This is a genomic window from Ignatzschineria larvae DSM 13226 (assembly GCF_038500265.1).
Lineage (GTDB): Bacteria > Pseudomonadota > Gammaproteobacteria > Cardiobacteriales > Wohlfahrtiimonadaceae > Ignatzschineria > Ignatzschineria larvae.
The window spans coordinates 2,471,190-2,495,268 of record NZ_CP150637.1; the positions used below are offsets into that span (position 1 = coordinate 2,471,190).

Sequence of the window (24,079 nt, forward strand, 5' to 3'; positions counted from 1 at the left end):
ACCGATCAAAGCGCAAAAGATAGAGAGAAGCAATAAAGGGGAAGATAATGAAACAGATTATGCTAGATATGAAATTGGTCTTTGTGGCAATCTTCTTAGCGATGTTGACCCAAACTCTTACTACCGGACTTGCCATTTATGAGATGTGGGACAGTTTTATTGCGATGTCGCTGATCGTCTTTATCTCATTGGTAGTAAAACTCTATTTACCCTCATCTTTGCCGGCATTTGCTTACGCTACTATTATTGGGATTGTGATCTGCCTTCCTGATACGCCGGTGCGGCATTTCTTTATTGATTCTATCGGGAAAGTCTCATTTTTATCCTGTTGTGTGCCGCTACTTGCATTTGCAGGACTCTCTGTCGGCGGACAATTAGAAGAGTTAAAAAAGATGTCTTGGAAAGTGATTTTGATCTTTATGATCGTCTCAACTTGCTGCTTCTTTGGCGCGTCAATCGTGGCGCAGATTGGTTTTAGTATTCAAGGAGTTATTTAATGAGTAATCAAAGTAATAATCAGTACAATATTAGTGAAACATTACAACAACTAGAAACTTTTAGTAAAAAGGTACGTCAAGATCTGCATCAAATTCCGGAGCCGTCAGGGGCGGAGTTTAAAACCGCTCAATATTGCCGAGAATTAATGGAGCGCTTCGGCTATCAGATTCGCTCGCTAGAGGGCTATACCGGCTTTACTGCTGATCTTATAGTCGATGAAACTTTTCCTTTAATCGGGATTCGTGCCGATATGGATGGCTTAGAGATGCCCGATATGACGGAGAATGCTTATCGCTCAACTCACGAAGGTTTAGCGCATAATTGTGGTCACGATACTCATATGGCGATTGCCTTAACGACCGCGAAATATCTCTCAGAGCATCGAGATGAGATGACGCACAATGTGCGTTTTCTCTTCCAAATGGCAGAGGAGGATATGCGTGTACCGGGCGCTGATAAGATGGTGGAGCTCGGTTGTATGGATGGCGTAAGTGAGGTCTATGCGCTTCATAATAATGGGGCATTAGAGACAGGTTGTATCCACTTTAATAGCGGCGTAATGTCCTCTTGGGGTTCGGCGTGGACGCTAACGGTGCATGGTATTTCAACTCATGGTTCAACACCCCATAAAGGGCTTGATGCCATTCGGGAGATGACGCGGCTCATCGATTATATGGATTATGTGGTGGCGAAGAAGATCGATCCTTTTTCACCGGCTGTTTTTGGTTGCGGGATGATTCAGGGGGGAACGATTCCTAATGCGGTAGCCGATTATGCGCAAGCGCGAGGCACAATCCGTTCAATGGATGAAAAGACAGATGAGACACTCAAAGCGAGCTTCAAAGAGATTGTTGCCCGTAGTGAAGCCGGTGGTTTTAAAACAACGATGGAGTTCGCTGGTTATCCTGCTGTTGTGAATCATCCTGATGCTGCGGCCGTGATACTCGCTGCTGCAAGCACATTTCTCCCTAAAGAGAATATTGAAGCCAACGGCTCGGCAATGACCGGCAGTGAGGACTTTAGCTATATGATCAATGCCACAAAAGATCGGAAAGGCGCGCTCTTCTTCCTCGGAAGTGGTAAGAAAGAGAAAGGTATTAACAACTTCCTTCACTCTAATCCTTACTATGTGGATGATGATTGTCTATTAGTGGGTGCACAGATCTTTATCAATATTGTGACGCGATAAGGAGTAGGGTAATTCTTGCCCGGAGAGTCATTATGATTCAAGAAGATCTATCTTCTATAAAGTCTATAGAGACTATCGTATTTATATATCTATAGGCCTATGGAGTTAGATCTTTTTTGATGATTATTGCGGATTATTGCGGATTAAAATAGTAGGGAGAATGATCCCCAAAACCCTCTAATATTGCAGGCATACGATGGAGTTTATAGAAATGGATTGCATTAACATCGAAATCAGAGAGAACGGTAAACTCCCCATTTTCAACGATTTCATCATAAACAGAGAGTTCGGGGGCTGTGGTTTGTAGGTTCTCTATAACCTCGTGGTCATAACCAAAACGGGTCTTAAACCGGCTATATTCATGGTAGAGAGCTCCATGTTTTTGATCAAAAATATAGTGTTTAACTTGGTAATGCCCAGATTGTAATCCTTCAATAGTAATAATTTTCTTCTGCTTAAAACTCGAGGTCATATGCTCCTCAATAGAGAGATAAGGGTTAAAAATCGAAGGGTTAAGTAGAGCAATATAGTAACCATCAGAATATTCAGTAATCAGGAAATCCTCTCCTCTTGCGATTATCTTCCCTTGGAGTTGGTGTAAAAATTTAAGGACAAAAAAGATCGGGCGAGGCATAAGATGGATATAGTAAAGCGCAATTGCATTGACATTAATAGTGTAATTAGTGGATATTTCACATTGTGTTTCGGTATTCAGTGTGATGCCGATCGCAGTAACATTGCGATTAACTCCCATTAAGGTTTGAAAGATTAAAGCCCCTCGAAAATAGGAGCCATTTGTTTTACGAGTGTTGCCGGTAAGAGTATTCCATTCCATTAAATAGAGAGGAACTTCGATATTGAGTCGCTTTAATTGCTGTTTAAGTTCTTTCGTTTTATCTTCGATATAACTAATCTCTCGTTGTAATATCTCATAGTTTGCATCTGTAATTTCAATCAGATCATGGAAATTGGCCCTAAACGCAAAGAAATCAATCCTTGAAAGTTGTTGAGGGTATTGGGTCAATTGTTGTAACTCTTCTAATGTGACATAGGTATAGAAGAGCCCGACATGCGCTTTAGGGAGAATATTGTGAATGACCTGCTTAATTTGATGAAAAGTAGTTAGATAGAGCGGAATATCTTCAATGGTATTATCGGTATAGTAGACGAATCGCCAAGTTGAGACATATTCAAGCCCATAGGTACAGATTGCATAGTAGATAAATTGTGAGATCTTCTTACAATATCCTGCAATATCTAATAAAACCCTTTCGTGATAGATACGAGATACCAAGGACATCTGATGATCCGCTAAAAAAGAGATGGCAATATCTGTGTTGATATAGGATGAGTAAGTGGGGTAATCTTCATCGGTGATAATATCAGGGGCAATAATCGTGCCTGATATTAAGTGCGAGACCTCCACATATTGAATAGGTGTGTGCTGCTTTAAATGTAATAATTGCTTACGAATATTCTCTTTTAGAAGCTCTAGAATATCTCCTATAAATATGACGTAGTTTTGATTAGGTAGAGATTCACTAAGACGTTGTTGGTCGATATTAATAATTTGTGATTCAACATGGGTATATTCTTCTCTTGCCTCAACTTTTTCAGTGCTATTGATAATGTTAGCAAGCAGCGGGAGTAATGTAGCGGTATCGACTTCCGTTTTTTCAGAAGTATGCTCTTGGTAAGAGGGTAATTTAGGGGCGGTTTCGCGTCTATGTTGATTGCGGAATTGGCTTGGCGTTGTGTGATACTGCTTTTTAAAGAGTTGTGTGAAACTCTTGTGATCTGCAAAGCCATGATCTTCGATGAGTCGATAGATAGGCTTATTGGTATTAATTAACTCATAAACGGCATGTCTAAAGCGAACTTGCGTAAGATATTGTGAGAAACCTAATCCCATTTCATTTTTAAAGAGTCTTGACAGATAAGGGACTGAAAGATGCTCTTTTTCTGCTAACTCTGACAAGCTTAAGTCTGTATGGTAATTGGCTTCAATTTGTTGGGTAATGCGTTCCATTCTGTGGCTATAGCGAGCAATAGAGGGATAATCTGAACGATTATCTTCCTGAAAATAAGAGACTAGCTTTAGCATAATATCGGAGATTAACAAGTTAGCCTCAAGATAGACCTCATCATTGCCTTGGATTTTAATCATCATTGTTTTGGCAATAAGCCATTTGAGTTGCTCTAAGGCTTGGCGTTTATATTGCGGATAGTGTTCCGTATTAATGACATACTTATATTGAAAATAGTGGCGATAATAGCGGGTAAAGTAGTGATTAGAAATCTGCAGCTTGATGACAATATTGCCAGATTCTCCGGTGATACGGTAGGGGCTATTACGATTAATTAAAAGGAGATGATTTTTACTGAAAGTTCCACTAATACCATAGCTATTAATATTGATATGCCCCTGTAAGACAAATAAAAAAGTAATGCCGGCATAGATCTCTTCCCGTTCTTCGTGATAGGAATAGGGCATTATTTGATATTCTGCAAGATTTTTATTATTCATAACGTTACATTTCCGATATAGATCAAAAATATTAATATTCTACTTAGGTGTTTTTTATCATTTTATCGTTTTTATCTTCATTTATATAAAAAAATTATAAGAATAAGCTGTTTTTACTGCTTATATCAAAATGTTTAGCTTTCTATAATCAAGATACGTCAATAAGGTTTATCGCATTAGATTTGGGAATAAGCGCTGATTAAGTAGAGGTCGGCGTTCACTTTGATGATTAGGTATCCCAATAATGCCTAAACTATCAAATGAATAGTGAAAGTTGAGTGACAGTAATATTAAATGGAATAAGGGCTTAGAGAATGAAAAAGATTATAGATGCAATTAAAAAAGATGAAGCTGAATTTATTGCAATTCGCAGAGATATCCATGCACATCCTGAGATCGGCTTTGAAGAACAGAGAACGAGTGATCTTATTGCTGAAAAATTAAAATCATGGGGATATGAGGTACATAGAGGCTTAGCCAAAACAGGCGTTGTTGGAACTTTAAAAGTAGGTTCTAGTGATAAAATTATTGGGCTTCGTGCAGATATTGATGCATTACCTATTCAGGAAAATTCAGGGAAGGAATGGAGTAGTAAAGTCCCCGGTAAATTCCATGGTTGTGGTCATGATGGTCATACCACTATTTTACTGGCAGCAGCAAAATATTTAGCAGAGACCAAAAATTTTGATGGAACCTTAAGAGTGATCTTCCAGCCAGCAGAAGAATTGCTTTACGGAGGTAAAGTGATGGTGGATGAAGGGTTATTTGAGAAATTCCCTTGTGACGTTATTTTTGGAATGCATAATATGCCTGGGCATAAACAAGGAGAATTTTATTTCAGAGAAGGTGCTATGATGGCTTCTTCAGATACAATCCATATTGAGATTATGGGTAAAGGTGCGCACGGTGCAATGCCTGAGCGCGGTATCGATGCCACTATTATCGCTTGTTATATTGGAACTGCATTGCAAACGATTGTTTCTCGTAATGTTTCGCCATTTGCCCAGACGGTAGTTACTGTTGGCGCTATTCAATCAGGCGATGCGCCAAATGTTGTGAATGATTTTGCTATTATGAAGCTCTCTGTTCGTTCTTTAGATAAAGAGGCTCGGGAGTTGATGTTACAGCGGATTACTGATATCGCAACGAAACAAGCGGAGAGTTTTGGTGCAACAGTAGATATTAAACATATCAACGGTAGCCCTGTATTAGTGAATGATCCTGAAATGACGCATTTTGCAAGAGATGTAGCAAAACATCTCGTAGGGGAAGATAAAGTGCATGAGAGCGTGCAGTTTATGGGAAGTGAAGATTTTGCCTTTATGTTAGAGCACAACCCGAAAGGCAGTTATCTCATTATTGGTAATGGCGATGAACCTGGATTCTGTAATGTGCATAATCCTGGCTATGATTTCAATGATGAGTGCATTGTGCCAGCCGCTTCTTATTGGGCAGCTTTAACACAGAAATACCTCACAAAATAAGGGAGAAATCTTACAGATGAACGCAGATGATTGAGAGTCACATTCTGGTCATCAAGGTTTTGATAATCAAATATCCTCTCAATCATTTTTCCCGACTCTGAAGAGAGATAACTCAGTAATTCACTTTTAAAAAGGACATTGTATGGCACACAGTATACAAAATACACAAACCACACAAGCACAGCCATTTGTGGGAAATGCTAAGCTCACAGTTGGCATTGTTTTAGGCGTTTTGACGTTCTGGTTATTTGCACAGACGCTATTAGTTGCAGGCCCTGCAGTACAAGAGACCATTGGTATCTCTTCGGCAGAATTATCGCTCGGTATTAGCATCACATCCTTAATCTCTGGTTGTTTTATTGTTGTTGCCGGAGGATTGGCAGATAAATTTGGTCGGGTAAAATTCACTTATATCGGATTTATTTTAAGTATTATTGGTTCACTTCTTCTGATTGTAGCACCTAATGCGCTGATCTATTCTGTAGCACGCGCGATTCAAGGGTTATCAGCTGCTTGTATTATGCCGGCAACCTTAGCACTCATTAAAGAGTATTATAAAGAAGGTTCCCATCGGCATACGGCGCTTAGTTGGTGGTCAGTGGGTTCTTGGGGTGGATCTGGAGTCTGCTCTTTAGCAGGTGGGGCTATTGCCACAAGTTTAGGTTGGCAATGGATCTTTATATTCTCTATTATCTGTGCGTTAGTGGGAATGTTGCTCATCAAAGGAACCCCAGAAAGTAAAATGACTGGAAAGTCTTCCAAATTTGATTATGTGGGATTGTTCTTCTTTGTGATCGGCTTGTTATCTCTTAATATCTTTATTACTAAAGGTGGTGAGTTAGGTTGGATGAGTCCTGCAATTTTAATTAGTTTAAGTGTTTTTATCATTGCTTTGATCGTCTTCATCGTGGTGGAGTTGAGATTGAAAGATCGTGCTTTTATCGACTTTTCACTCTTCAAAAATATGCCATATAGTGGTGCGACATTCTCTAACTTTATGTTAAATGCGGTTGCAGGTTCCCTCTTTGTTGTGAATCTCTATGTGCAACAAGCGCGTGGCTTTACCCCATTTTTAACAGGGCTTCTCTCCATTGGTTATCTGATTGCTGTATTAGGGATGATTCCTGTAGGTCAGATTATTTTACAAAAGATGGGTGCTAAAAAACCGATGTTACTCGGCACATTCACCACCGGTATCGGAATTGCATTAATGGCGTTAACCTTCTTACCACACCTTGCTTATATTATTGTTGTCGCATTAGGGTTTATCTTCTTTGGTTTAGGATTAGGTTTCTATGCAACACCTTCAACAGATACTGCGGTCTCTAACTCACCTGAAGATAAAGTGGGCGTAGCTTCAGGGATCTATAAAATGGCCAGTTCACTCGGTGGCGCATTTGGAGTGGCGATCTCTGCAACAGTTTATGCCGCCATTTTAAGTAGCACACCGACTATGGAAGAACTGGATATTGCGGGAATGGCAGGGCTATTAGTGAATGTTGGATTCTGTGTTCTCTCTTACCTCTCCATTATTTTCTTAGTCCCTAAAAATGCGGGGAAATAGTGAATATTCACTGATAAAAATTAGGTATAACTAAAACCGTAAGAATATTTCTTACGGTTTTTTTATTGGGGAGAGAAGATCGATGAATAGGATTGCCAGCATAGGCTGCAAGCCTTTACCTGCTGTGAATTCGCTTATTTAGCCCCTTAAAAAATATTGATGAAGACAATTGTCCTCAGGAGTTTACACCTCATTATATGTGGCTTTTGGCGAAAAAAAGTCCGTTTTCTAATCGAAATTAGATTTGGCATTGCAGTCGCCTTGTGGAACAATAGAGGGTAACTTTTAATTTTATTTTTTATAGAGGCACACAATGATAGACAATGATGGCTTTCGAGCGAACGTTGGAATCATATTGTGTAATCAAGATCAACAGCTCTTTTGGGGGCATCGAATCGGTCAAGCGGATGCTTGGCAATTTCCACAAGGTGGGATTGATCCCGATGAAACACCAGAAGAAGCGATGTATAGAGAGCTTTATGAAGAAGTTGGATTACGCCCTGAGCATATTAAAATTTTAGGCAAAACAGATCGATGGTTGCGTTATCGTTTACCGCAAAATCTGATTCGCCGCAATCCCTCTAGCGATCGAACTTGTATCGGACAGAAACAAGTATGGTTTATGTTAGAATTTGTAGGGAATGAAGAAGATTTTAATCTCAATGCGGTTGACCAACCGGAATTTGATCTCTATAAGTGGGTTGATTATTGGTTACCACTGCGCGATGTGATTCATTTTAAACGTAAAGTATATGATAAAGCGCTTACAGAATTGGCTCCCTTAATCTTCGAAGAGATGATTCCTAAGAAACCTCGGGATGTCCGAATTAAGCGGCGGCACTCATTACTGCGCATGCATACTCGTAAAAAAAGTACTAAAACAGTCGGAAAATGCCGGATGTATGATGAAGAGCGGATCATGATCCAAACGGTTTCAAAGTAGGCGATATCTGAAATGAACCCATTTAGATTCATCATTTAAATAATGGAATAATGCAGTATTAATAGGTTCTCCACCTACAGAAAACCCCGATATCATCTCTGAATGTAGAGGTTGATATCGGGGTTTTTATTATCGGTTTTATCGCCATCTTACAGTTGATGTGTTGGCATTTCACTAATGCTTATAATGCTTATTTTGAACCAATCTTATGATATTATCGCTCTATTTCAGGGCAGAGAGTGCGCGTCTGACAAATAGTACGGCAACAAATAGGAAGACAAAGAGTCCGAGTAATTGCTGTACCATTGGCGTACTGCTACCGAAGATATCGGTCATACTGCTTAGGAGTGAGAGCGGTGCATTTTTTCGATCATCAGGAATCGCATCGATATTCATACTCACCACGATTACCGTTGCCATAATCACACCTACTAAACTCTCCCCTACGATTAGACCAGAGGCGATGAGTGCACTCTTACGATCCGCTCTCTCATATTCCGATTTGCGAACTGCTTCAGGTCGACCGGCAAGGCGTTGTGCCGCACGGCGCTTGATAATCCAAGAGAGTAAGCCGCCGACAAAAATGGCAGTGGTAATACTTGGTGGCAGATAGATTCCCATTCCAACGGCAAGAGCAGGTAGACGGAATTTAGAACCCCGGTTGGCTAAGAACATATCAAGAACAATAATGACTGCCCCTAATACAAGTCCGATAATAATCATCGTCCACTCTAATTGATGAGAGAAGATCCCGGCAGAAATGGTGGCCATTAATGTGGCTTGTGGTGCGGCTAACACTTGCGATTCATCCATTCCCGGACGAGGGAGCGCACCGGTAAAACCATAGGCTTGATAGAGGATATCCAAGATTGGCGCAATGACGATCGCTCCGACAATACAGCCGATCAGAAGCGCAACCTGTTGTCGCCAAGGGGTTGCGTGTACCAAATAACCGGTTTTGAGATCTTGTAGGTTATCGTTAGAGATACAAGCAATGGCGATTACCGCACTTGTTGTGAAGAGTGCTAAAGCTGTAGCAAATTGTGTGCCGGCAGCAGTTTCCATTAAACCACCTGCTTCACCCACAAAGAGAAGTAGCAGTGCCGCAATAGTAATCGCAACAATTCCGATGCCGGAAATAGGACTTGCAGAAGAGCCGACTAAGCCCGCCATATAACCACTTGCAGCGGCGACTAAAAAGCCCATCACAAAGGCAAAGATGACAGATACAGTGACTAGCGTCCAAGCGAATCCTGCTGATAGATCAGCATCACTGATAAAGGTGTAGAAAGTAGCCACTAAGATCAGAAGCATTGCGCCCATAATCAGTAGAATGGTTTTAGGTGAGAGATCTTGCTCTGTCCGATTTGTGCTATTGCCGGTATCCCCTTTAAGTGCACCGAGTGACATTTTAATGCCCTCGATTACAGGTTTCATCAGGGTTAATAGCGTCCAAACAGCGGCAATCGCTAAAGTCCCTGCGCCGATAAAGCGTACATCTTCCGCCCAAATAGAGGAAGCGATCGCGCTATAGCTCATCTCTGCCGGGAATTCTTGAATGGTACTTAAAATAGGCACCGCAATGCCCCAAGCCATCAATGCACCGATAATAATCGCCACACAAGAGACAATGCCCACTAAGTAGCCGGCACTCATCAAAGCTAAAGAGAAGCCGAGCGGAATTTGGAAGATCGCCTTACCTGCGGTGACCCAATAAGCCGCGCCCCCTGAAAGTAAGCGAAAACCGCTGGTAAAAAGGGTGACGACTGCGGCAATTGCACCGCCGAAGAGGATATCTTTCAAGCCCTCTTTTGAAGAGGTATTACCCTTTTCATCTACTTGTTCATTGCAACCTGCTTTGAGAATCTCAGCGGCGGCAACGCCTTCAGGATAAGGTAGATCACTTTTAACCACCATCACGTGGCGAAGCGGAATAGAGAAGAGCACTCCGAGCATACCGCCGGCGGCACAGATAAAGAAGGTCATCAAGAAATGGAAATCTTGCCAATAGCCGATCATCAACAGTCCGGGAATCACGAAGATAATCGAAGAGAGTGTTCCTGCGGCCGATGCTTGAGTTTGCACCATATTATTTTCTAAAATGGTGGAACCGGCAAAGAGCCGTAATACGGCCATTGAGATCACCGCTGCCGGAATAGCCGAGGAGAAAGTGAGCCCTACCTTGAGCCCTAAATAGACATTCGATGCGGTAAATACCACTGTAATCAGCGCCCCGAGGATCATCCCCCGGAGCGTCAGTTCTCGCATTTGATTCATGACGATCCTTCATTGTTAATTCAAAAAAGGATAAGTTTACTATTGATTGCAAAGGGTTGCATCTAAATGACCGTTTTTATTGATATTGGCAATCATTTTTAGTGAACCTTCGTCATAGGGTAAACGGACTATAGGGATTTTATTAAGGCGCTTTCTGGCTGAGAAAGCCTTGATTATTATTGTCATGATTGAGAATAATGGCCTGCATTAAAAGACTCGCTGTTGCGGTATTACAAGCATTTGGAATATTGTAGAGTGTAGAGAGGCGAATGAGAGCCTTAACATCCACATCATGCGGCATCGGCGTAAGAGCATCGGTAAAGAAGATGAGTAGATCTAATTTTTCAGTACAGATCATAGAACCTAGTTGCTGATCGCCACCGAGAGGTCCGCTTTTGAGACGAGTGAGAGAGAGATCAGGATAAGCATCTAGGATATGTTTCCCTGTGGTTCCCGTGGCATAAAGATCGTGTTGCCGAAAGTAGGGAAGATAATCCCCAATCCAATCTACGAGTAATTTCTTCTTAGCATCATGGGCGACAAGACCAATGGATAATCGTTTCATAGTTCCCTCTTGAGACATCATTCATAAGTAGATCGAGTGGAAGTGTTATTGAGGGCGCTATTTTGAGAGTGCCCCTTACACTTCACACGCTAGAATCATTTTATTGTACCGATTTTTTGTAAAAAGGCGTGATTTAAAACAATTCTTTGAGGAATAAGTGGAGGGTCTTTCCGAGAGGCTGTTATTTCTATACAAAAAAGCATCACCCAATTTAATGAGTGATGCTTCGGTTGTTCTATCTATCTAAACTACTCTATATCTAAATAATGATGTTTAGATTAACGGAGGGTTAATTATCGCAACTTTAAACCTCTTCTGATTTTACCGGTTTTGTTCTAAAGATCGGCAAGCGCCCTAAAATTGGGACGACTCTCCAATCGCATTTCATTGTTTCCATAAAGACGATGGGGGCGAGGAGGAGTAGAGCTGTGATATTGGGTAATACCATTAATCCGTTAAAGAGATCCGCTAATTGCCAGACAATATCCACATGAATAAAGGATGCGCCGAAGACACCGATAACCACTAAAATCTGAAAGAGCGGTACTGCAGATTTATGCTTAAAGAGATAACGCACATTGGTTTCCGCATAGTAATACCAGCCGATAATCGTGGAGAAAGCGAAGAAGAGGAGTGAGAAGGCGATAAAGATGCCGCCCACAGAGCCGAAGATCATCTCATAAGCATATTGCGTGATGGTAATTCCGGTACCTTGACCCTCAAAGAAGGAGAGGAAGGAAGGATTCGCACTGCCTGAAGCTTCCCAACCCCGAAGTCCTGAGGTGATAATGACAAGCCCTGTGAGTGTCACGATAACACCGACCACAAAAACGCCCATCATTGCAATATAACCTTGCTCTTCCGGCATTTTTACTTTTGCTACAGCATGTGCGTGGGGTGTCGAACCCATACCTGCTTCATTTGAGAAGAGTCCGCGGGCAATTCCAAGACGCATCGCTTGTTGAATGGCAATTCCGGCGCCGCCCCCTAGAACTGCTTCAGGATTAAAAGCAGCGATAAAGATCGCTTTGAAAGCCGGTAGAATAAATTGATAATTCATCGCTAAAACGATAATCGCGCCGATCAGATAGAAAAAAGCCATTGAAGGGACGATTTTTTCAGTAAATGAAGCAATATTTTTGATACCGCCGATCACTAAGAAGGCCACTAGAACTGCTACGAAAAGCCCTGTCACCCAAGTAGGAATAGAGAGCGATTTCTCAAAGGCTGAAGCGATAGAATTCGATTGCACCATATTCCCGATCAAACCTAAGGCTAATATGATCAAGATGGCAAAGAGTACTGCCAGCCACTTGATCCCTAAACCCTTCTCAATATAGTACGCCGGCCCCCCAACTGCTTGACCGGTTCGATCTTTAGTTTTATATTTTTGCGCTAAGATTGCTTCTGCATAGATAGTCGCCATTCCGAAAAAGGAGGAAACCCACATCCAGAAAATTGCCCCTGGCCCGCCGGCCATAATCGCAGTAGCGGGCCCTGCAAGGTTACCGGTTCCCACTTGACCGGCGATGGCTGTCGACACCGCTTGGAAAGAGCTCATTCCACTCTTATCGGCACTTTTACCTTTAAGGGAAAATTTGGAGGTGAGCGCTCGAAAGGCAGTTTTAAATTTACGAATTTGGATCCCTTTGAGCAGTAAGGTATAAAAAATCCCAATGCCACAAAGAAGATAGACTAAGAGATAATCCCAAAGAATATGCTGGAAAGCAGTTAGAAGTAATTCAAAGCTCATTACGGGGCCTTTATTGTGAGTGTCTATATAAAAGTAAAATCAAATGAAATCTTGCAACGATTACTATAATTGCAAGGGTAAAAATCTCATTATTGATCGGTGATCAACCTGAAGAGATAACACCTTATCGAGAGCGGTTATTTTATAACATCTCTAAAAGTGATCATTATAAACACAAATTGTGAAAGATAAAAGTTGAACAATGATTTATGAGAGATATTTTGAAGTAATGTGAAAGATTTCTCTCCTGTTTTTTTGGCTGTGAGACAATGCAACGTAATGAATAAGGTGTATTATCTTAGGGGAATGAAAGTTAATGTAGAGGCAATCTAAAATGCGATCCTAGAGCAGGATTTTAGCGTACGATTGTAAAATGAGATTTTAAAATAAGTGTCTAAAGTAGATTGAAAGGAGAGAAGATGGATGTATTAGTATTAGGGAGCGGCGCGGTAGGCACTTCATTAGCCTACTTTTTAGCCAAAAAGGGATTTAAAGTCACTGTAGTTGATCGCCAAGATGGGGCAGGATTAGAAACCAGTTATGGTAATGCCGGGCAGATCTCACCGGGATATGCCTCTCCTTGGGCCGCGCCAGGTATTCCAATGAAAGCGATTAAATGGTTGATGCAACGAGAGCATGCGCCTTTGGCCATTCGGCCGACGGGCAGCCTTAAGCAGTATCATTGGATGTGGCAGCTTTTGCGTAACTGTAATGAAAAGAGTTATGCCACTAATAAAGCCCGAATGGTGCGCGTTTCAGAATATAGCCGGGATTGCTTGAGGGATCTGCGTAAAGAGATTGATCTACATTATGAAGAGCGGACACTCGGCACAACGCAATTACTGCGTACAGAAGCACAGATGCAGGCGATTCAAAAAGATATCGCGGTACTAGAAGCGTTTAATGTGCCTTATGAAGTACTCGATCGTGATGGTATTGTGGCAGTAGAGCCGGCGTTAGCAAAAAGCGTCCATAAATTGGCTGGTGGTTTACGCTTACCCAATGATGAAACGGGCGATTGCTATCTCTATACTAGCCGTCTTGCTGAGAAAGCGAAAGCACTTGGAGTCACCTTTAAATTTGGTGTTGTAGTTGAAAAGATTGACACTGATGGTAAGAAGGTCACAGGCGTTTGGGTGGATGGCGAGAAGCTCACTGCAGATGCTTATGCCGTCTGTCTAGGCAGTTATGGGGCTGGGAAATTAGCACCCATTGGCATAGAGATTCCTGTTTATCCGCTGAAAGGCTACTCTTTAACCATTCCGATTATCAATCCTGAAATGGCACCGCAATCTACTATTTTGGATGAAACTTACAAAATTGCCATTACGCGATTTGATCAGCGCATTCGTGTGGGCGGTATGGCGGAGTTAATGGGGTACGATTTAAGTCTGAACCCTCGTCGCCGGGAAACCCTGGAGTTTGTCACCAATGATCTCTATCCTGAAGGCGGAAACTTGCCGGAAGCACTCTTCTGGACAGGATTACGTCCTGCAACGCCGGATGGTACGCCGATTTTAGGACGCACGAAATATGAGAATCTCTTCCTCAATATCGGCCATGGTACACTCGGCTGGACAATGGCTGCAGGTTCAGGTCGTTATGTGAGTGATCTCATTGCCGGGGATACGCCGGAGATTAGTAGCGAAGGCTTAGATTTGAGTCGTTATCACGCATAATGTTTTGATCTTATAATCAATGCGATAGTGTACGATAGTGATAAATGTACTTTATAACGAAAAGAGGTTCTAATTTGAGAGAACCTCTTTTTTGTGGCGATTCATAAAATAACTTTCTTACTATGAATCTAATCATGATCTAATCGTTAATATAGTGCGCTTTTTCTCGATAGATCTTGACACCTACCGCATCAGTACCGGAAATAGCAGTGAGTTTATTGAGTTCAATGGAGAGTGCCGGAATATTAAATTCAATAATCAGCTTCTTCGCTAATGTTTCGGTAAAGGTTTCGACTAATTGAAAAGCGGAATGCGCTGCGAACTCTTTAATGTAATTACTCACTTTTTCATAATCGAGTGTTAGATTAATATCATCTTTTTCGGCAGAAGGACGATTATCCCACTGCATTTCAAGGTTCAGGGTAATAGGCTGCGTGGCGACACGCTCGTGGGGATAGATGCCGATAATGATATCGAGAGCGAGATTTTTGATAAAAACAATATCCGCTGGTGGGTTAGGGTGTAAATACATAGAATCACCTTATTAAAATATTTGCGATGTTGAACAAATCTGTATGCAGTATAGGGTATGAACACAGTATATATAGGTAATAAAAAACGATAGAACAAACCGTCGCCTCTTACAAGAAGTATTCGGAGATTCTATCGTTGATATTGTGTCGAGGTCATTTTATTTGAGGAATGATCTCTCTAAATGTTAATGAAATGCACCATTGCTGTAGCCAATTGCGAAGAAAATTCCGAAGAAAATAGCAAAGATGACTGCAACAGCAAGCGTTACAATCCAATAAGCGCGGAAGAAGTTGGTCCTATTGGGATTTTTACCATCAATAGCCCAAACGATGGAGGCAATAAAGCCCACAACAGGAATAAGAAAGATAATCCAAGTAATCGCCCAATCTTTCGTGGTCATTACCGGGCTGACGGTTGGTTGATTTTGTGTATTGATCGGTTCCATAAGTGGCTCCTTTTATCAGTGTAGAACGATATTCATTATAAAATGTATGAATAGAGATTGTATTAGATAGTATTAATAAAGATCTCGTTAATAAATGATCTTTAGGATGTCATTCACACATCATATATTCATAAATAAATGAAGATTTAATAAAATAAATTATTATCTGATAATTATACGCCTTTATTGAGGGGAAACCCAAGAAAGAAGCCCAATAACCACCTAATTATGAATGATTACGGGTGGTTATTGAGTCCTGAGATCTGCTTAATGATACCGTTTTGTAAGGCGATCTTTTTATGAAGATGATTGGTTTAATAGAGCGCTACAGGGTAAGAGCCTAAAACTTTAAAAAATGAGGCGACTTCTTCAATCTCCTTAAGCGCAAGTTGTAAGCCATGTTCTTCATAATGCCCTAAAACATCAATAAAGAAGATATAGCTCCAATTGCTATTTTTAGACGGGCGCGATTCAATGCGGGTCATTGTGATATTATATTTTGAGAGTGGCGCAATAAGATGTAAGAGCAATCCCGGGCGATCGTGAGCAGAAGCCACGATGGTGGTTTTATCCTTACCACTTGGTGGAATCCGTTTATTGCCGATGATCAGAAAGCGTGTGCTATTAGTAAGATTATCCTCAATATTCTTTTCTAAAATAGGCATTTGATACACTTCGGCCGCTTGTTTACCTCCTAATGCCGCAGTTCCCGCTTCAACAGACGCACGTTGCACAGCACCGGCATTTGAGTTAGTGGCAATGCGTTCAGCATGTGGGAGATATTCATCAAGCCAAGAGCGGCACTGTGCTAAAGATTGGGGATGGGCATAGACGATTTTAATCGTTTTAAGATCTGTCTCATTACTCATGAGGTTTTGATGGATCTTAAGTTCTGTTTCTCCACAGATATAGACGTTTGAGGTCGGGAAGCAATCGAGGGTTTGATTGACCGCGCCTTCAGTGGAATTTTCAATGGGCACAACACCGAAGTCGACTTTGCCCGATTCAACCGCATGAAAGATCTCATCAATGGTGCGAATGGGTAAGCGGCTCGCCGCGCCACCAAAATGTTTAATCGTTGCTTCCTCGGTGAAAGTACCCTCAGGCCCTAAATAGGCAATATTCAATGGCTTTTCCAAAGAGAGGCAGATTGACATAATCTCCCGAAAGAGTCTTGCGATATCTTGGTCGGCAATAGGGCCAGGATTATGCGCCATCTTATGGGTAAGAACCTGTGCTTCTCGTTCTGGGCGATACATCTCTGTATCGCCTGCGGCAATTTTGATCTCGCCAATCGCTTTCGCTGCAATAGCGCGTTCATTGAGCAGTTGTAAAATTTGAGTATCTATCTGATCGATAGTTGCGCGGTGGCGACTTAATGGATCCTCAGTCATCACGATTTTTATCCTCTGTTAATTAGGGCAATATTCTGCAGCCAATTTGATTGGCATGAATGTGATTATTTTTTTAATTCAGTGATAATTATTAACAGTAATTGATGGAAATAGGAAGTATATTAATGGAATATGCTGATGAATAGGTATGAACAATAGCGCTTTAAAACCGTGCTGATTCCTTATTTCGATTCCTATTTTAATACCTATTCAATCTCTATTTTATTGGTGTTTATTTCACTTAGATTCAAGAATGAATGGTAAGGTATTTTATGAAAAATACCATTATCACAACATAGACTTTCCATAATAAAGGAATAATGCATGAAACCAAATTCGTTAATAACCACTCAGAACATAAGTCCGATTCGTCCCTTTGAAGGGAAGATGCCCCAAATCGGTGCGCGTCCTTGGATTGATCCAAGCGCGGTGCTGATCGGCGATATTATTCTCGGCGATGATGTCTCTATTTGGCCTGGTGTTATGATGCGCGGGGATGTGAATCAGATTGTGATCGGGGATCGCACTAATATTCAAGATGGGACGCTAATTCATGTCACCAATCCCGGAGCAAATCCGCCTCATGGTTATCCTACAATGGTGGGCAGTGATGTGACGATTGGACATGGCGCGATGCTGCATGGTTGTACGATTGAAGAGGGCGTTTTAATTGGTATGCGGGCGATTTTATTAGATGGCTCTCACGTGGAGAAGCATAGTATCTTGGGCGCGGGAGCACTACTTGCACCGGGGAAAGTGGTCAAAACAGGGGAGCTTTGGGTCGGTGCACCGGCAAGGCGAGTGCGTTTCTTATCCGATCAGGAGATTGAGCAACTTTACCATTCTGCTAAACAGTATGCTTCGCTGAAAGATCGATATCTTCGGGAAGCATGGGCCAATTCTTAATATTCATCATGAGGTTATCCATGATTAAGTGAGCTATCGATTAAGGCTCCATCGTTCAGGGCTTCATCATTAATGGTTGCATGAGGGAATCTTTTTTATAAACTATTTTCCCAGATAACCACAATCTTCACTAGGTTTATGATTGAAGATGAATGATGGAGAGATTATTGTAGATTTATGATTTTAAAGATAAATTATAGATGGTTAAAGAACATGCTTCGTGGGGAATAGTGAGGCTGTGGATAACTTTGTGGGTAAGTCTTGTAGAGCTAGTCTTTGTGTGGCAAATGGCCTTTGAAATAAGGTTTAAAACCGCTCAAATATCCCATTTTTACGCGCTTTTCACAAATGCAATAGCGATAGCATGTGGGAAAATATCGTGTTATAATTTATCGTTTAAGCAATAAGATAGATTGACAATAGTATCGAACTATTAGTATTAAACTATCAGACTATTTATTTGATCTGATCGATAGACGCCTCAATTGAACATGATTGATCGGCAGATGCGATCTTAATTCACTGTACTAACATAAGATTCTAGAAGAGGACATATGAAGTTAGTTATTCAAAGAGAACAGTTGATGAAGCCACTACAGGCGATCATCGGTGTGATTGATAGAACACAAACACTCCCGATTTTAGCAAATGTGAAATGTGTGGTCAGTGAAGATGAGATCACCTTGACAACCACCGATCTTGAGATCGAATTAACTTGTGCATTCCCTCATATTCCTCTAGAACAAGGGGCAACGACATTCCCGGCGCGTAAGCTCTTTGATATTCTTAAGGCTTTGCCGAGTGGAATCGAGGTTCAGATCGAAGTAGGGAGTGATTCTCGGGCGACTATCACCGCCGGCCGTTCGCGTTTTACTCTGAGCTGTTTGCCGATCGATGAATATCCTGTTTCTGATCATTTAGAATTTGATAAGACATTAACGCTTCCTAAAAATGCGCTGCGTAAGCTCATCGAACAAGTAGCCTTTTCGATGGCGGTTTCCGATGTCCGTTACTTCTTAAATGGTTTACTACTTGATGTGAGTGGTGTCGAGCTTAATGCGGTTGCCACCGATGGTCATCGTTTATCTGTCTCTTACTATCAATTGCCTGAATCTTCAGAATTACAGCAACAGCTTATTATTCCACGTAAAGGAGTAGAGGAGCTCTTAAAGCTCATTGAAAATGAATCAGCGCCGCTCCATTTAGAGTTAAGTACCAATCATCTACGGGTAGAGCTTGGCAGTATTGTCTTCACCACTAAACTCATTGATGGGAAGTTCCCTGATTATCGCCGTGTTGTTCCGCCTTTAGGGGATAAGATTATCGTGGCAGATCGTCAAGGTTTAATCGATGGTTTAGTGCGCGCTTCAGTCCTATCACAAGATAAATTTAAGGGGATCCGTTTTACAATCTCCGATTATCTACTCAAGTTACAGGTGAATAACCCTGAACAAGAACAAGCGGAAGAAGAGGTAGAGGTTAATTACCAAGGGGAAGGCTTTGCCACTGCGTTTAATGTGAGCTATCTCATCGATGCGCTTAAAGCGTTAGATGATGATATGGTACGTTTAAGTTTTACGGCACCTAATTCAAGTTGCTTAATTCAAAATTCTGATAATGACAATGTGCGCTATGTCGTTATGCCAATGCGCCTCTAAGCACCGGCATGATGCTTGATTCATCATGATTAATAATGTGCACATTCCTACAGATCGTTAACCTGTGATTATTCAAACATTACAAGTTGAACAGTTTCGCCATTTAGCGAGTCAGACGCTCTCGTTTGACTCGCATTTTAATCTGATTGTCGGTAAAAATGCCTCTGGCAAAAGCTCCCTGCTCGAAGCCATCTATTTTCTTTCTCAGCTCCGATCTTTTCGGACATCCCGAATTAATCAGGTGATTCGTGAGGATACGGATTATTTTCGTGTCATGGCAGGGTTAATATCGCCGCAAGGTATTGATTCTTACCTTGGCATTGAGCGTACTAAAGGCGGCGTATTGGTGCGGCAAGATGGTGAGACGATTCAAAAGCGTTCTCATCTTGCGAAATTATTACCGATGCTCTTTTTAGGGCCTGATACCGGTACTGACCTAATGGAAGAGCCTAAATCTCGCCGGCAATTTATCGATTGGGGGTTGTTTCAAAATTATGAAGCGTATCATCGTGTATGGCAGCGGTATGATCGAGCTCTCTCCCAGCGTAATGCCGGTTTAAAGGGCGGTTATCCCAATGCGGTTTTAGAGAGTATTGAATTGGAGATGAGTGAGGCGGGTGAAGCGTTGAATCAATATCGCCGGCAATTTATCGAGGAGATCGCACCGCTTGCTACAGCGTTATTATCGCGGTTAGTGAGTAGTGAGATTGAGTGGCAGTTTCAGTATCAATCGGGCTTTACTGAAGGGATGTTACAGCAAGAATTAGCTGAATTGCGAGATCGGGATCGGCAGATGACCTTTACCCGTATAGGTCCGCATCGAGGGGATTTTACCCTTAAATGTGATGGGCGTATGGCGCATTATCATCTCTCCCGTGGACAGGTGAAGTTGGCAACGATTGCATTGATGCTCGCTCAAGTGAAGATGCATCAAGAGATTAGCCAATCTTCGACGATTCTCTTAATGGATGATTTAACAGCGGAGTTAGATCAAAAACGGCGGTTAATTCTGTTAGAGGAACTCCTTGCGCACAAGTCACAACTCTTCGTGACTTGCCTTGAAGCATCTGAGTTTCCGGAGCTCTCTGATTTAACGGTACAAAAGGGGATGATGACTTACCAACTTAATGACGGTCTTGCACAAAAAATGGTATAATGACAAGCTAATTTATGACCACATTGTTGATCAATTTCTGATCAATTGATGATCAACTTGAAGAGATTGTCGGTTATTACGCGACATTTTCTTCAAACTTTCCGATTTTAAATGCTTCTTTAGAATATTCTGAAGGTAAATTGTCTGAAGGTAAATTGAAGAAAACCGGTTGAATCCCGGCTCGTGCAATGTGTGTCTATTAATAGAATTAATCAGAATCAAAATGAATCAGAATTAAACAAGAGGTATTGTGAATGACAACTGAGAGTCAATCTCCAAGTATCAAAGTCCTACGTGGGCTTGACGCGGTTCGGAAACGCCCCGGAATGTATATTGGAGACACGGATGATGGAACCGGTCTGCATCATATGGTTTTTGAGGTGGTCGATAATGCCATAGATGAAGCTTTAGCAGGTCATTGTGATGATATCAGTGTGACCATTCACATGGATAACTCAATTACCGTGACCGATAATGGACGCGGGATTCCGGTAGAGATTCATCCTGAAGAGGGGGTTTCTTCTGCGCAGGTCGTGATGACGGTTCTGCATGCCGGCGGTAAGTTTGAAGATAATGCCATTTCTGGAGGCCTACATGGTGTTGGGGTTTCGGTGGTAAATGCGCTTTCAGAAAAGCTCAAACTCACGATTTATAAGCATGGTAAGATTCATGAGCAGGAGTACACCGGGGGAGAGCCTGATTACCCGCTTCGTGAAATTGGAGAGACCGATCAGCATGGAACGACGGTATATTTTAAACCAAGCAAAGAAGTCTTTACTGATACTACTTTTGAGTACGATATCCTCTATAAGCGCCTTCGGGAACTTGCTTTCTTAAATTCAGGGATTCGTATTACCTTTAAAGATGAACGTACTGATAAAGGCGAAGTCTTTGAATATGAAGGTGGGATTCGTGCCTATGTGGAATTAATTAATAAAAATCGCAATGAGATTCATCCCCATATCTTCTATTGTGATTGTCAAAAAGATAATATCAATGTAGAGATCGCTTTCCAATGGACCGATGGTTATCAAGAGAGTGTCTATTGTTATACCAATAATATCCCACAAAGCGATGGCGGTACCCATTTAGCCGGCTTTAGAGCGGCGATGACGCGGACGCTTAATCGCTATATGCAAGATGAAGGTTTATTAAAAAAACTGAAAGTGGCCACATCCGGCGATGATGCGCGGGAAGGTTTAACCGCGATTATCTCGGTTAAAATCCCGGGGCCTAAATTCTCTTCACAAACCAAAGAGAAACTCGTATCGAGTGAAGTGCGTCCTGTGGTTGATGGGGTATTAGCGGAACGCCTTGAGCAGTTTTTATTAGAGCATCCTGATGATGCCAAAGCGATTACCTCTAAGATTATTGATGCGGCGATGGCACGAGAAGCCGCACGCAAAGCTCGGGAGAATACTCGCCGGAAGAGCGCGCTTGATATCGCAGGACTTCCCGGTAAATTAGCGGATTGCCAAGAGAAAGACCCTGCACAATCGGAACTCTTTATCGTGGAAGGGGACTCGGCAGGCGGTTCTGCTAAGCAGGGCCGTAGCCGCAAATTCCAAGCGATTTTACCGCTTAAAGGAAAGATCCTGAATGTTGAGCGTGCCCGCTTTGATCGGATGATTGCCTCGGCAGAGATTGGCACTCTCATCACGGCGTTAGGCTGTGGTATTGGTCGTGATGAATTTAATCCTGATAAATTGCGGTATCATCGTATCGTGATTATGACCGATGCCGACGTGGATGGAGCGCATATTCGCACGCTGTTACTCACATTCTTCTATCGGCAGATGCGCGAACTTGTGGAACGTGGGCATATCTATATTGCACAGCCACCGCTCTATAAAGTAAAACGAGGCAAGCAAGAGACCTATATTAAGGATGATAATGAGTTAGCGCTCTACTTCCTCAATACCGCTCTTGAAAATGGGTCGATGCATCCCGGTGAAGATGCGCCGGCGCTCTCATCGGTAGTGATGGAGCGTTTAGCGAAGCAGTTGATGAAAGTTGAGCATATCATCAGCCGTATTAGTCACCGTCTACCTGAAGCGGTGCTCTACTATCTATTAGATCTACCGGCATTAACGGTGGAGATGCTCAATAGTGAAGCGGGGCAAACGTGGGCGCAGCAGTTAGAGGCATTATTACAGAGTGATACCTCAGAAGGTTCAGTCAACTATAGTGTCGCCGCGCAAACATCGGCAGGTACGATTACTATTACCGGCGAGCGTTACAAATTAGAAGATCACTATCTCATTGATGAGCGTTTTATTCACTCTAATGAATATCAAGAGATTGCGGCACTCTCTGAAGAGCTTCATAGCTTGATTCAACCCGGGGCATTTGTCCAACGAGGTGAACGCACATTGGCGATTGAGGGCTTTAAAGAGGGGCTTGATTGGCTCATTAATGAAGCGAAGAAAGGGCAGCAAGTGTCACGCTACAAAGGTTTAGGTGAGATGAATGCCGAGCAATTGTGGGAGACAACGATGGATCCTGAATCACGCCGATTACTGCAAGTGAAGGTAGAGGATGCCGTGAAAGCCGATGAAGTCTTTACGATGCTGATGGGGGATGAAGTCGAACCCCGCCGAGAATTTATCGAACAGAATGCCCAATTAGTGGGGAATTTAGATATCTAAAGAAGCTATTTAATTCGGATAGAGATTAAGTATATTTGATCTAATAACCACAAGATGCACATCATTGAGAGCTCTAGGTAAGCAATTTCCTAGAGCTTTTGTTTAAGCAGAATTATTTAAATCGGTGAAGTAGGAGATGCCAATGGCAACATTAAATCAGAGAAGTATCAAAGAGCGGATCTTTCATGCATTGCTTTTTGAAGGATTAGCCATTTTGCTGACAATTTTGATCGGTGTCTATATTCTGAATAAACCGGTAGCGTCGATGGGAATCTTATCGGTTCTGATTTCACTGACGGCACTTTTGTTAAATATTGTGTTTAATGCAATCTTTGATCGCTATTTCCCCTTTGTGGATGGGCAGCGCCCTGTGAAAATTCGTATTTTACAAGCAATGGGATTTGAGGGCTCATTAATCCTCTTCACCATCCCGATGATCGCTTTTTTTCTTCAGGTATCTCTTTGGGAAGCTTTTATGATAGAACTTGGATTTTTAATATTTTTTCTTTTCTATACATATAGTTACAACTGGTGCTATGATCAATTACGCCGATATCTCATCCAATCACGTTAAAAAAGCGCGCATAATATAGCCGTGAATGGGATTATTGATCTTGATTATTGTCAAAAATTGGCGTTGTTATTCTATTTTTTTACTTTTGTTAACTGTCGCCATAATTTGCTGAAATAGCTGCTATTTTCAGTTATTTCAATATTTGTTTTTGTAAGATTATAAATAATAATTATAATTTTGTTTTTTATATTATCAGCTATAGCGATAACTTGTATTATCAAAAGATTATCAAGAGCAATAACAGCTGTTTATTAATATGATAATGAAATTTAATCACGTTTAGCT

18 protein-coding genes are annotated in these 24,079 nt (G+C 41.7%); 11 read left to right on the forward strand and 7 right to left on the reverse strand.

The window, feature by feature from the left end; all coding sequences use genetic code 11:
• The first annotated feature begins 47 nt into the window (after positions 1-47).
• Both WMO13_RS10260 and WMO13_RS10265 read left to right on the forward strand, forming a co-directional pair.
• The gene (locus WMO13_RS10260; RefSeq protein ID WP_026878905.1) at positions 48-497 is read left to right on the forward strand and encodes a hypothetical protein; all 450 of its coding nucleotides are present in this window, start codon (positions 48-50) and stop codon (positions 495-497) included.
• Positions 497-1,687 (forward strand): M20 metallopeptidase family protein, encoded by a 1,191-nt coding sequence (locus tag WMO13_RS10265; RefSeq protein ID WP_034855669.1) that lies wholly within the window; start codon positions 497-499, stop codon positions 1,685-1,687. The genes WMO13_RS10260 and WMO13_RS10265 overlap by 1 nt, the downstream gene beginning before the upstream one ends.
• Before the next feature lie 133 nt (positions 1,688-1,820).
• On the opposite strand, the gene WMO13_RS10270 is transcribed toward WMO13_RS10265, so the two are convergent.
• Positions 1,821-4,214: a helix-turn-helix domain-containing protein gene (locus WMO13_RS10270; protein ID WP_026878907.1), complete on the reverse strand. Its 2,394-nt coding sequence runs from the start codon at positions 4,212-4,214 to the stop codon at positions 1,821-1,823.
• Between the two features lie 314 nt (positions 4,215-4,528).
• Between WMO13_RS10270 and WMO13_RS10275 the strand changes: the two genes are divergently transcribed.
• From WMO13_RS10275 to WMO13_RS10285, 3 genes are all read left to right on the forward strand, one after another.
• Positions 4,529-5,698, forward strand: a complete 1,170-nt coding sequence (locus WMO13_RS10275; protein ID WP_026878908.1) for a M20 aminoacylase family protein — start codon at positions 4,529-4,531, stop codon at positions 5,696-5,698.
• A 142-nt stretch (positions 5,699-5,840) separates the two neighbouring features.
• Positions 5,841-7,262 (forward strand): MFS transporter, encoded by a 1,422-nt coding sequence (locus WMO13_RS10280; protein ID WP_034855672.1) that lies wholly within the window; start codon positions 5,841-5,843, stop codon positions 7,260-7,262.
• Positions 7,263-7,575: 313 nt separating this feature from the next.
• Positions 7,576-8,205, forward strand: a complete 630-nt coding sequence (locus tag WMO13_RS10285) for an RNA pyrophosphohydrolase (protein WP_084331479.1) — start codon at positions 7,576-7,578, stop codon at positions 8,203-8,205.
• Between the two features lie 222 nt (positions 8,206-8,427).
• On the opposite strand, the gene WMO13_RS10290 is transcribed toward WMO13_RS10285, so the two are convergent.
• The 3 genes from WMO13_RS10290 to WMO13_RS10300 all read right to left on the reverse strand — a co-directional run bounded on the left by WMO13_RS10290 (position 8,428) and on the right by WMO13_RS10300 (position 12,800).
• Positions 8,428-10,482, reverse strand: a complete 2,055-nt coding sequence (locus tag WMO13_RS10290) for an OPT family oligopeptide transporter (RefSeq protein WP_026878910.1) — start codon at positions 10,480-10,482, stop codon at positions 8,428-8,430.
• A gap of 142 nt (positions 10,483-10,624) precedes the next feature.
• Entirely contained in the window at positions 10,625-11,047 is a 423-nt protein-coding gene (locus tag WMO13_RS10295; RefSeq protein ID WP_051396220.1) for a methylglyoxal synthase, read from the reverse strand.
• A 304-nt stretch (positions 11,048-11,351) separates the two neighbouring features.
• Entirely contained in the window at positions 11,352-12,800 is a 1,449-nt protein-coding gene (locus WMO13_RS10300) for an alanine/glycine:cation symporter family protein (protein WP_084331480.1), read from the reverse strand.
• A gap of 419 nt (positions 12,801-13,219) precedes the next feature.
• Between WMO13_RS10300 and WMO13_RS10305 the strand changes: the two genes are divergently transcribed.
• Positions 13,220-14,479 (forward strand): D-amino acid dehydrogenase, encoded by a 1,260-nt coding sequence (locus tag WMO13_RS10305; protein WP_051396221.1) that lies wholly within the window; start codon positions 13,220-13,222, stop codon positions 14,477-14,479.
• A gap of 139 nt (positions 14,480-14,618) precedes the next feature.
• On the opposite strand, the gene folB is transcribed toward WMO13_RS10305, so the two are convergent.
• The 3 genes from folB to pheA all read right to left on the reverse strand — a co-directional run bounded on the left by folB (position 14,619) and on the right by pheA (position 16,852).
• Complete coding sequence (gene folB / locus WMO13_RS10310; RefSeq protein WP_026878911.1) at positions 14,619-15,011, reverse strand: dihydroneopterin aldolase; 393 nt, start codon at positions 15,009-15,011, stop codon at positions 14,619-14,621.
• Between the two features lie 186 nt (positions 15,012-15,197).
• Positions 15,198-15,458 (reverse strand): hypothetical protein, encoded by a 261-nt coding sequence (locus tag WMO13_RS10315; protein ID WP_026878912.1) that lies wholly within the window; start codon positions 15,456-15,458, stop codon positions 15,198-15,200.
• Positions 15,459-15,772: 314 nt separating this feature from the next.
• Entirely contained in the window at positions 15,773-16,852 is a 1,080-nt protein-coding gene (gene pheA, locus WMO13_RS10320) for a prephenate dehydratase (RefSeq protein WP_026878913.1), read from the reverse strand.
• 357 nt (positions 16,853-17,209) lie between these two features.
• On the opposite strand from pheA, the gene WMO13_RS10325 reads away from it, so the two are divergent.
• The 5 genes from WMO13_RS10325 to WMO13_RS10345 all read left to right on the forward strand — a co-directional run bounded on the left by WMO13_RS10325 (position 17,210) and on the right by WMO13_RS10345 (position 23,794).
• A complete protein-coding gene (locus WMO13_RS10325) occupies positions 17,210-17,758 on the forward strand; it encodes a gamma carbonic anhydrase family protein (protein WP_026878914.1) in 549 nt (182 codons plus the stop codon).
• A 554-nt stretch (positions 17,759-18,312) separates the two neighbouring features.
• On the forward strand, positions 18,313-19,416 hold the full coding sequence (gene dnaN / locus WMO13_RS10330) for a DNA polymerase III subunit beta (protein WP_026878916.1): 1,104 nt from the start codon (positions 18,313-18,315) through the stop codon (positions 19,414-19,416).
• A 64-nt stretch (positions 19,417-19,480) separates the two neighbouring features.
• A complete protein-coding gene (gene recF, locus WMO13_RS10335) occupies positions 19,481-20,572 on the forward strand; it encodes a DNA replication/repair protein RecF (protein ID WP_026878917.1) in 1,092 nt (363 codons plus the stop codon).
• 254 nt (positions 20,573-20,826) lie between these two features.
• Positions 20,827-23,220, forward strand: coding sequence for a DNA topoisomerase (ATP-hydrolyzing) subunit B (gene gyrB / locus WMO13_RS10340; protein ID WP_026878918.1), 2,394 nt, complete (start codon positions 20,827-20,829; stop codon positions 23,218-23,220).
• Positions 23,221-23,362: 142 nt separating this feature from the next.
• A complete protein-coding gene (locus WMO13_RS10345) occupies positions 23,363-23,794 on the forward strand; it encodes a PACE efflux transporter (RefSeq protein WP_026878919.1) in 432 nt (143 codons plus the stop codon).
• Positions 23,795-24,079: the final 285 nt, after the last annotated feature.

Coding starts and splice junctions, on each gene's coding strand:
- dnaN (WP_026878916.1), top strand. CDS start 18,313: ATGAAGTTAGTTATTCAAAGAGAACAGTTGATGAAGCCACTACAGGCG.
- WMO13_RS10305 (WP_051396221.1), top strand. CDS start 13,220: ATGGATGTATTAGTATTAGGGAGCGGCGCGGTAGGCACTTCATTAGCC.
- WMO13_RS10315 (WP_026878912.1), bottom strand. CDS start 15,458: ATGGAACCGATCAATACACAAAATCAACCAACCGTCAGCCCGGTAATG.
- WMO13_RS10280 (WP_034855672.1), top strand. CDS start 5,841: ATGGCACACAGTATACAAAATACACAAACCACACAAGCACAGCCATTT.
- WMO13_RS10285 (WP_084331479.1), top strand. CDS start 7,576: ATGATAGACAATGATGGCTTTCGAGCGAACGTTGGAATCATATTGTGT.
- WMO13_RS10275 (WP_026878908.1), top strand. CDS start 4,529: ATGAAAAAGATTATAGATGCAATTAAAAAAGATGAAGCTGAATTTATT.
- WMO13_RS10290 (WP_026878910.1), bottom strand. CDS start 10,482: ATGAATCAAATGCGAGAACTGACGCTCCGGGGGATGATCCTCGGGGCG.
- gyrB (WP_026878918.1), top strand. CDS start 20,827: ATGACAACTGAGAGTCAATCTCCAAGTATCAAAGTCCTACGTGGGCTT.
- WMO13_RS10345 (WP_026878919.1), top strand. CDS start 23,363: ATGGCAACATTAAATCAGAGAAGTATCAAAGAGCGGATCTTTCATGCA.
- folB (WP_026878911.1), bottom strand. CDS start 15,011: ATGTATTTACACCCTAACCCACCAGCGGATATTGTTTTTATCAAAAAT.
- WMO13_RS10265 (WP_034855669.1), top strand. CDS start 497: ATGAGTAATCAAAGTAATAATCAGTACAATATTAGTGAAACATTACAA.
- WMO13_RS10300 (WP_084331480.1), bottom strand. CDS start 12,800: ATGAGCTTTGAATTACTTCTAACTGCTTTCCAGCATATTCTTTGGGAT.
- WMO13_RS10260 (WP_026878905.1), top strand. CDS start 48: ATGAAACAGATTATGCTAGATATGAAATTGGTCTTTGTGGCAATCTTC.
- WMO13_RS10295 (WP_051396220.1), bottom strand. CDS start 11,047: ATGAAACGATTATCCATTGGTCTTGTCGCCCATGATGCTAAGAAGAAA.
- pheA (WP_026878913.1), bottom strand. CDS start 16,852: ATGACTGAGGATCCATTAAGTCGCCACCGCGCAACTATCGATCAGATA.
- WMO13_RS10270 (WP_026878907.1), bottom strand. CDS start 4,214: ATGAATAATAAAAATCTTGCAGAATATCAAATAATGCCCTATTCCTAT.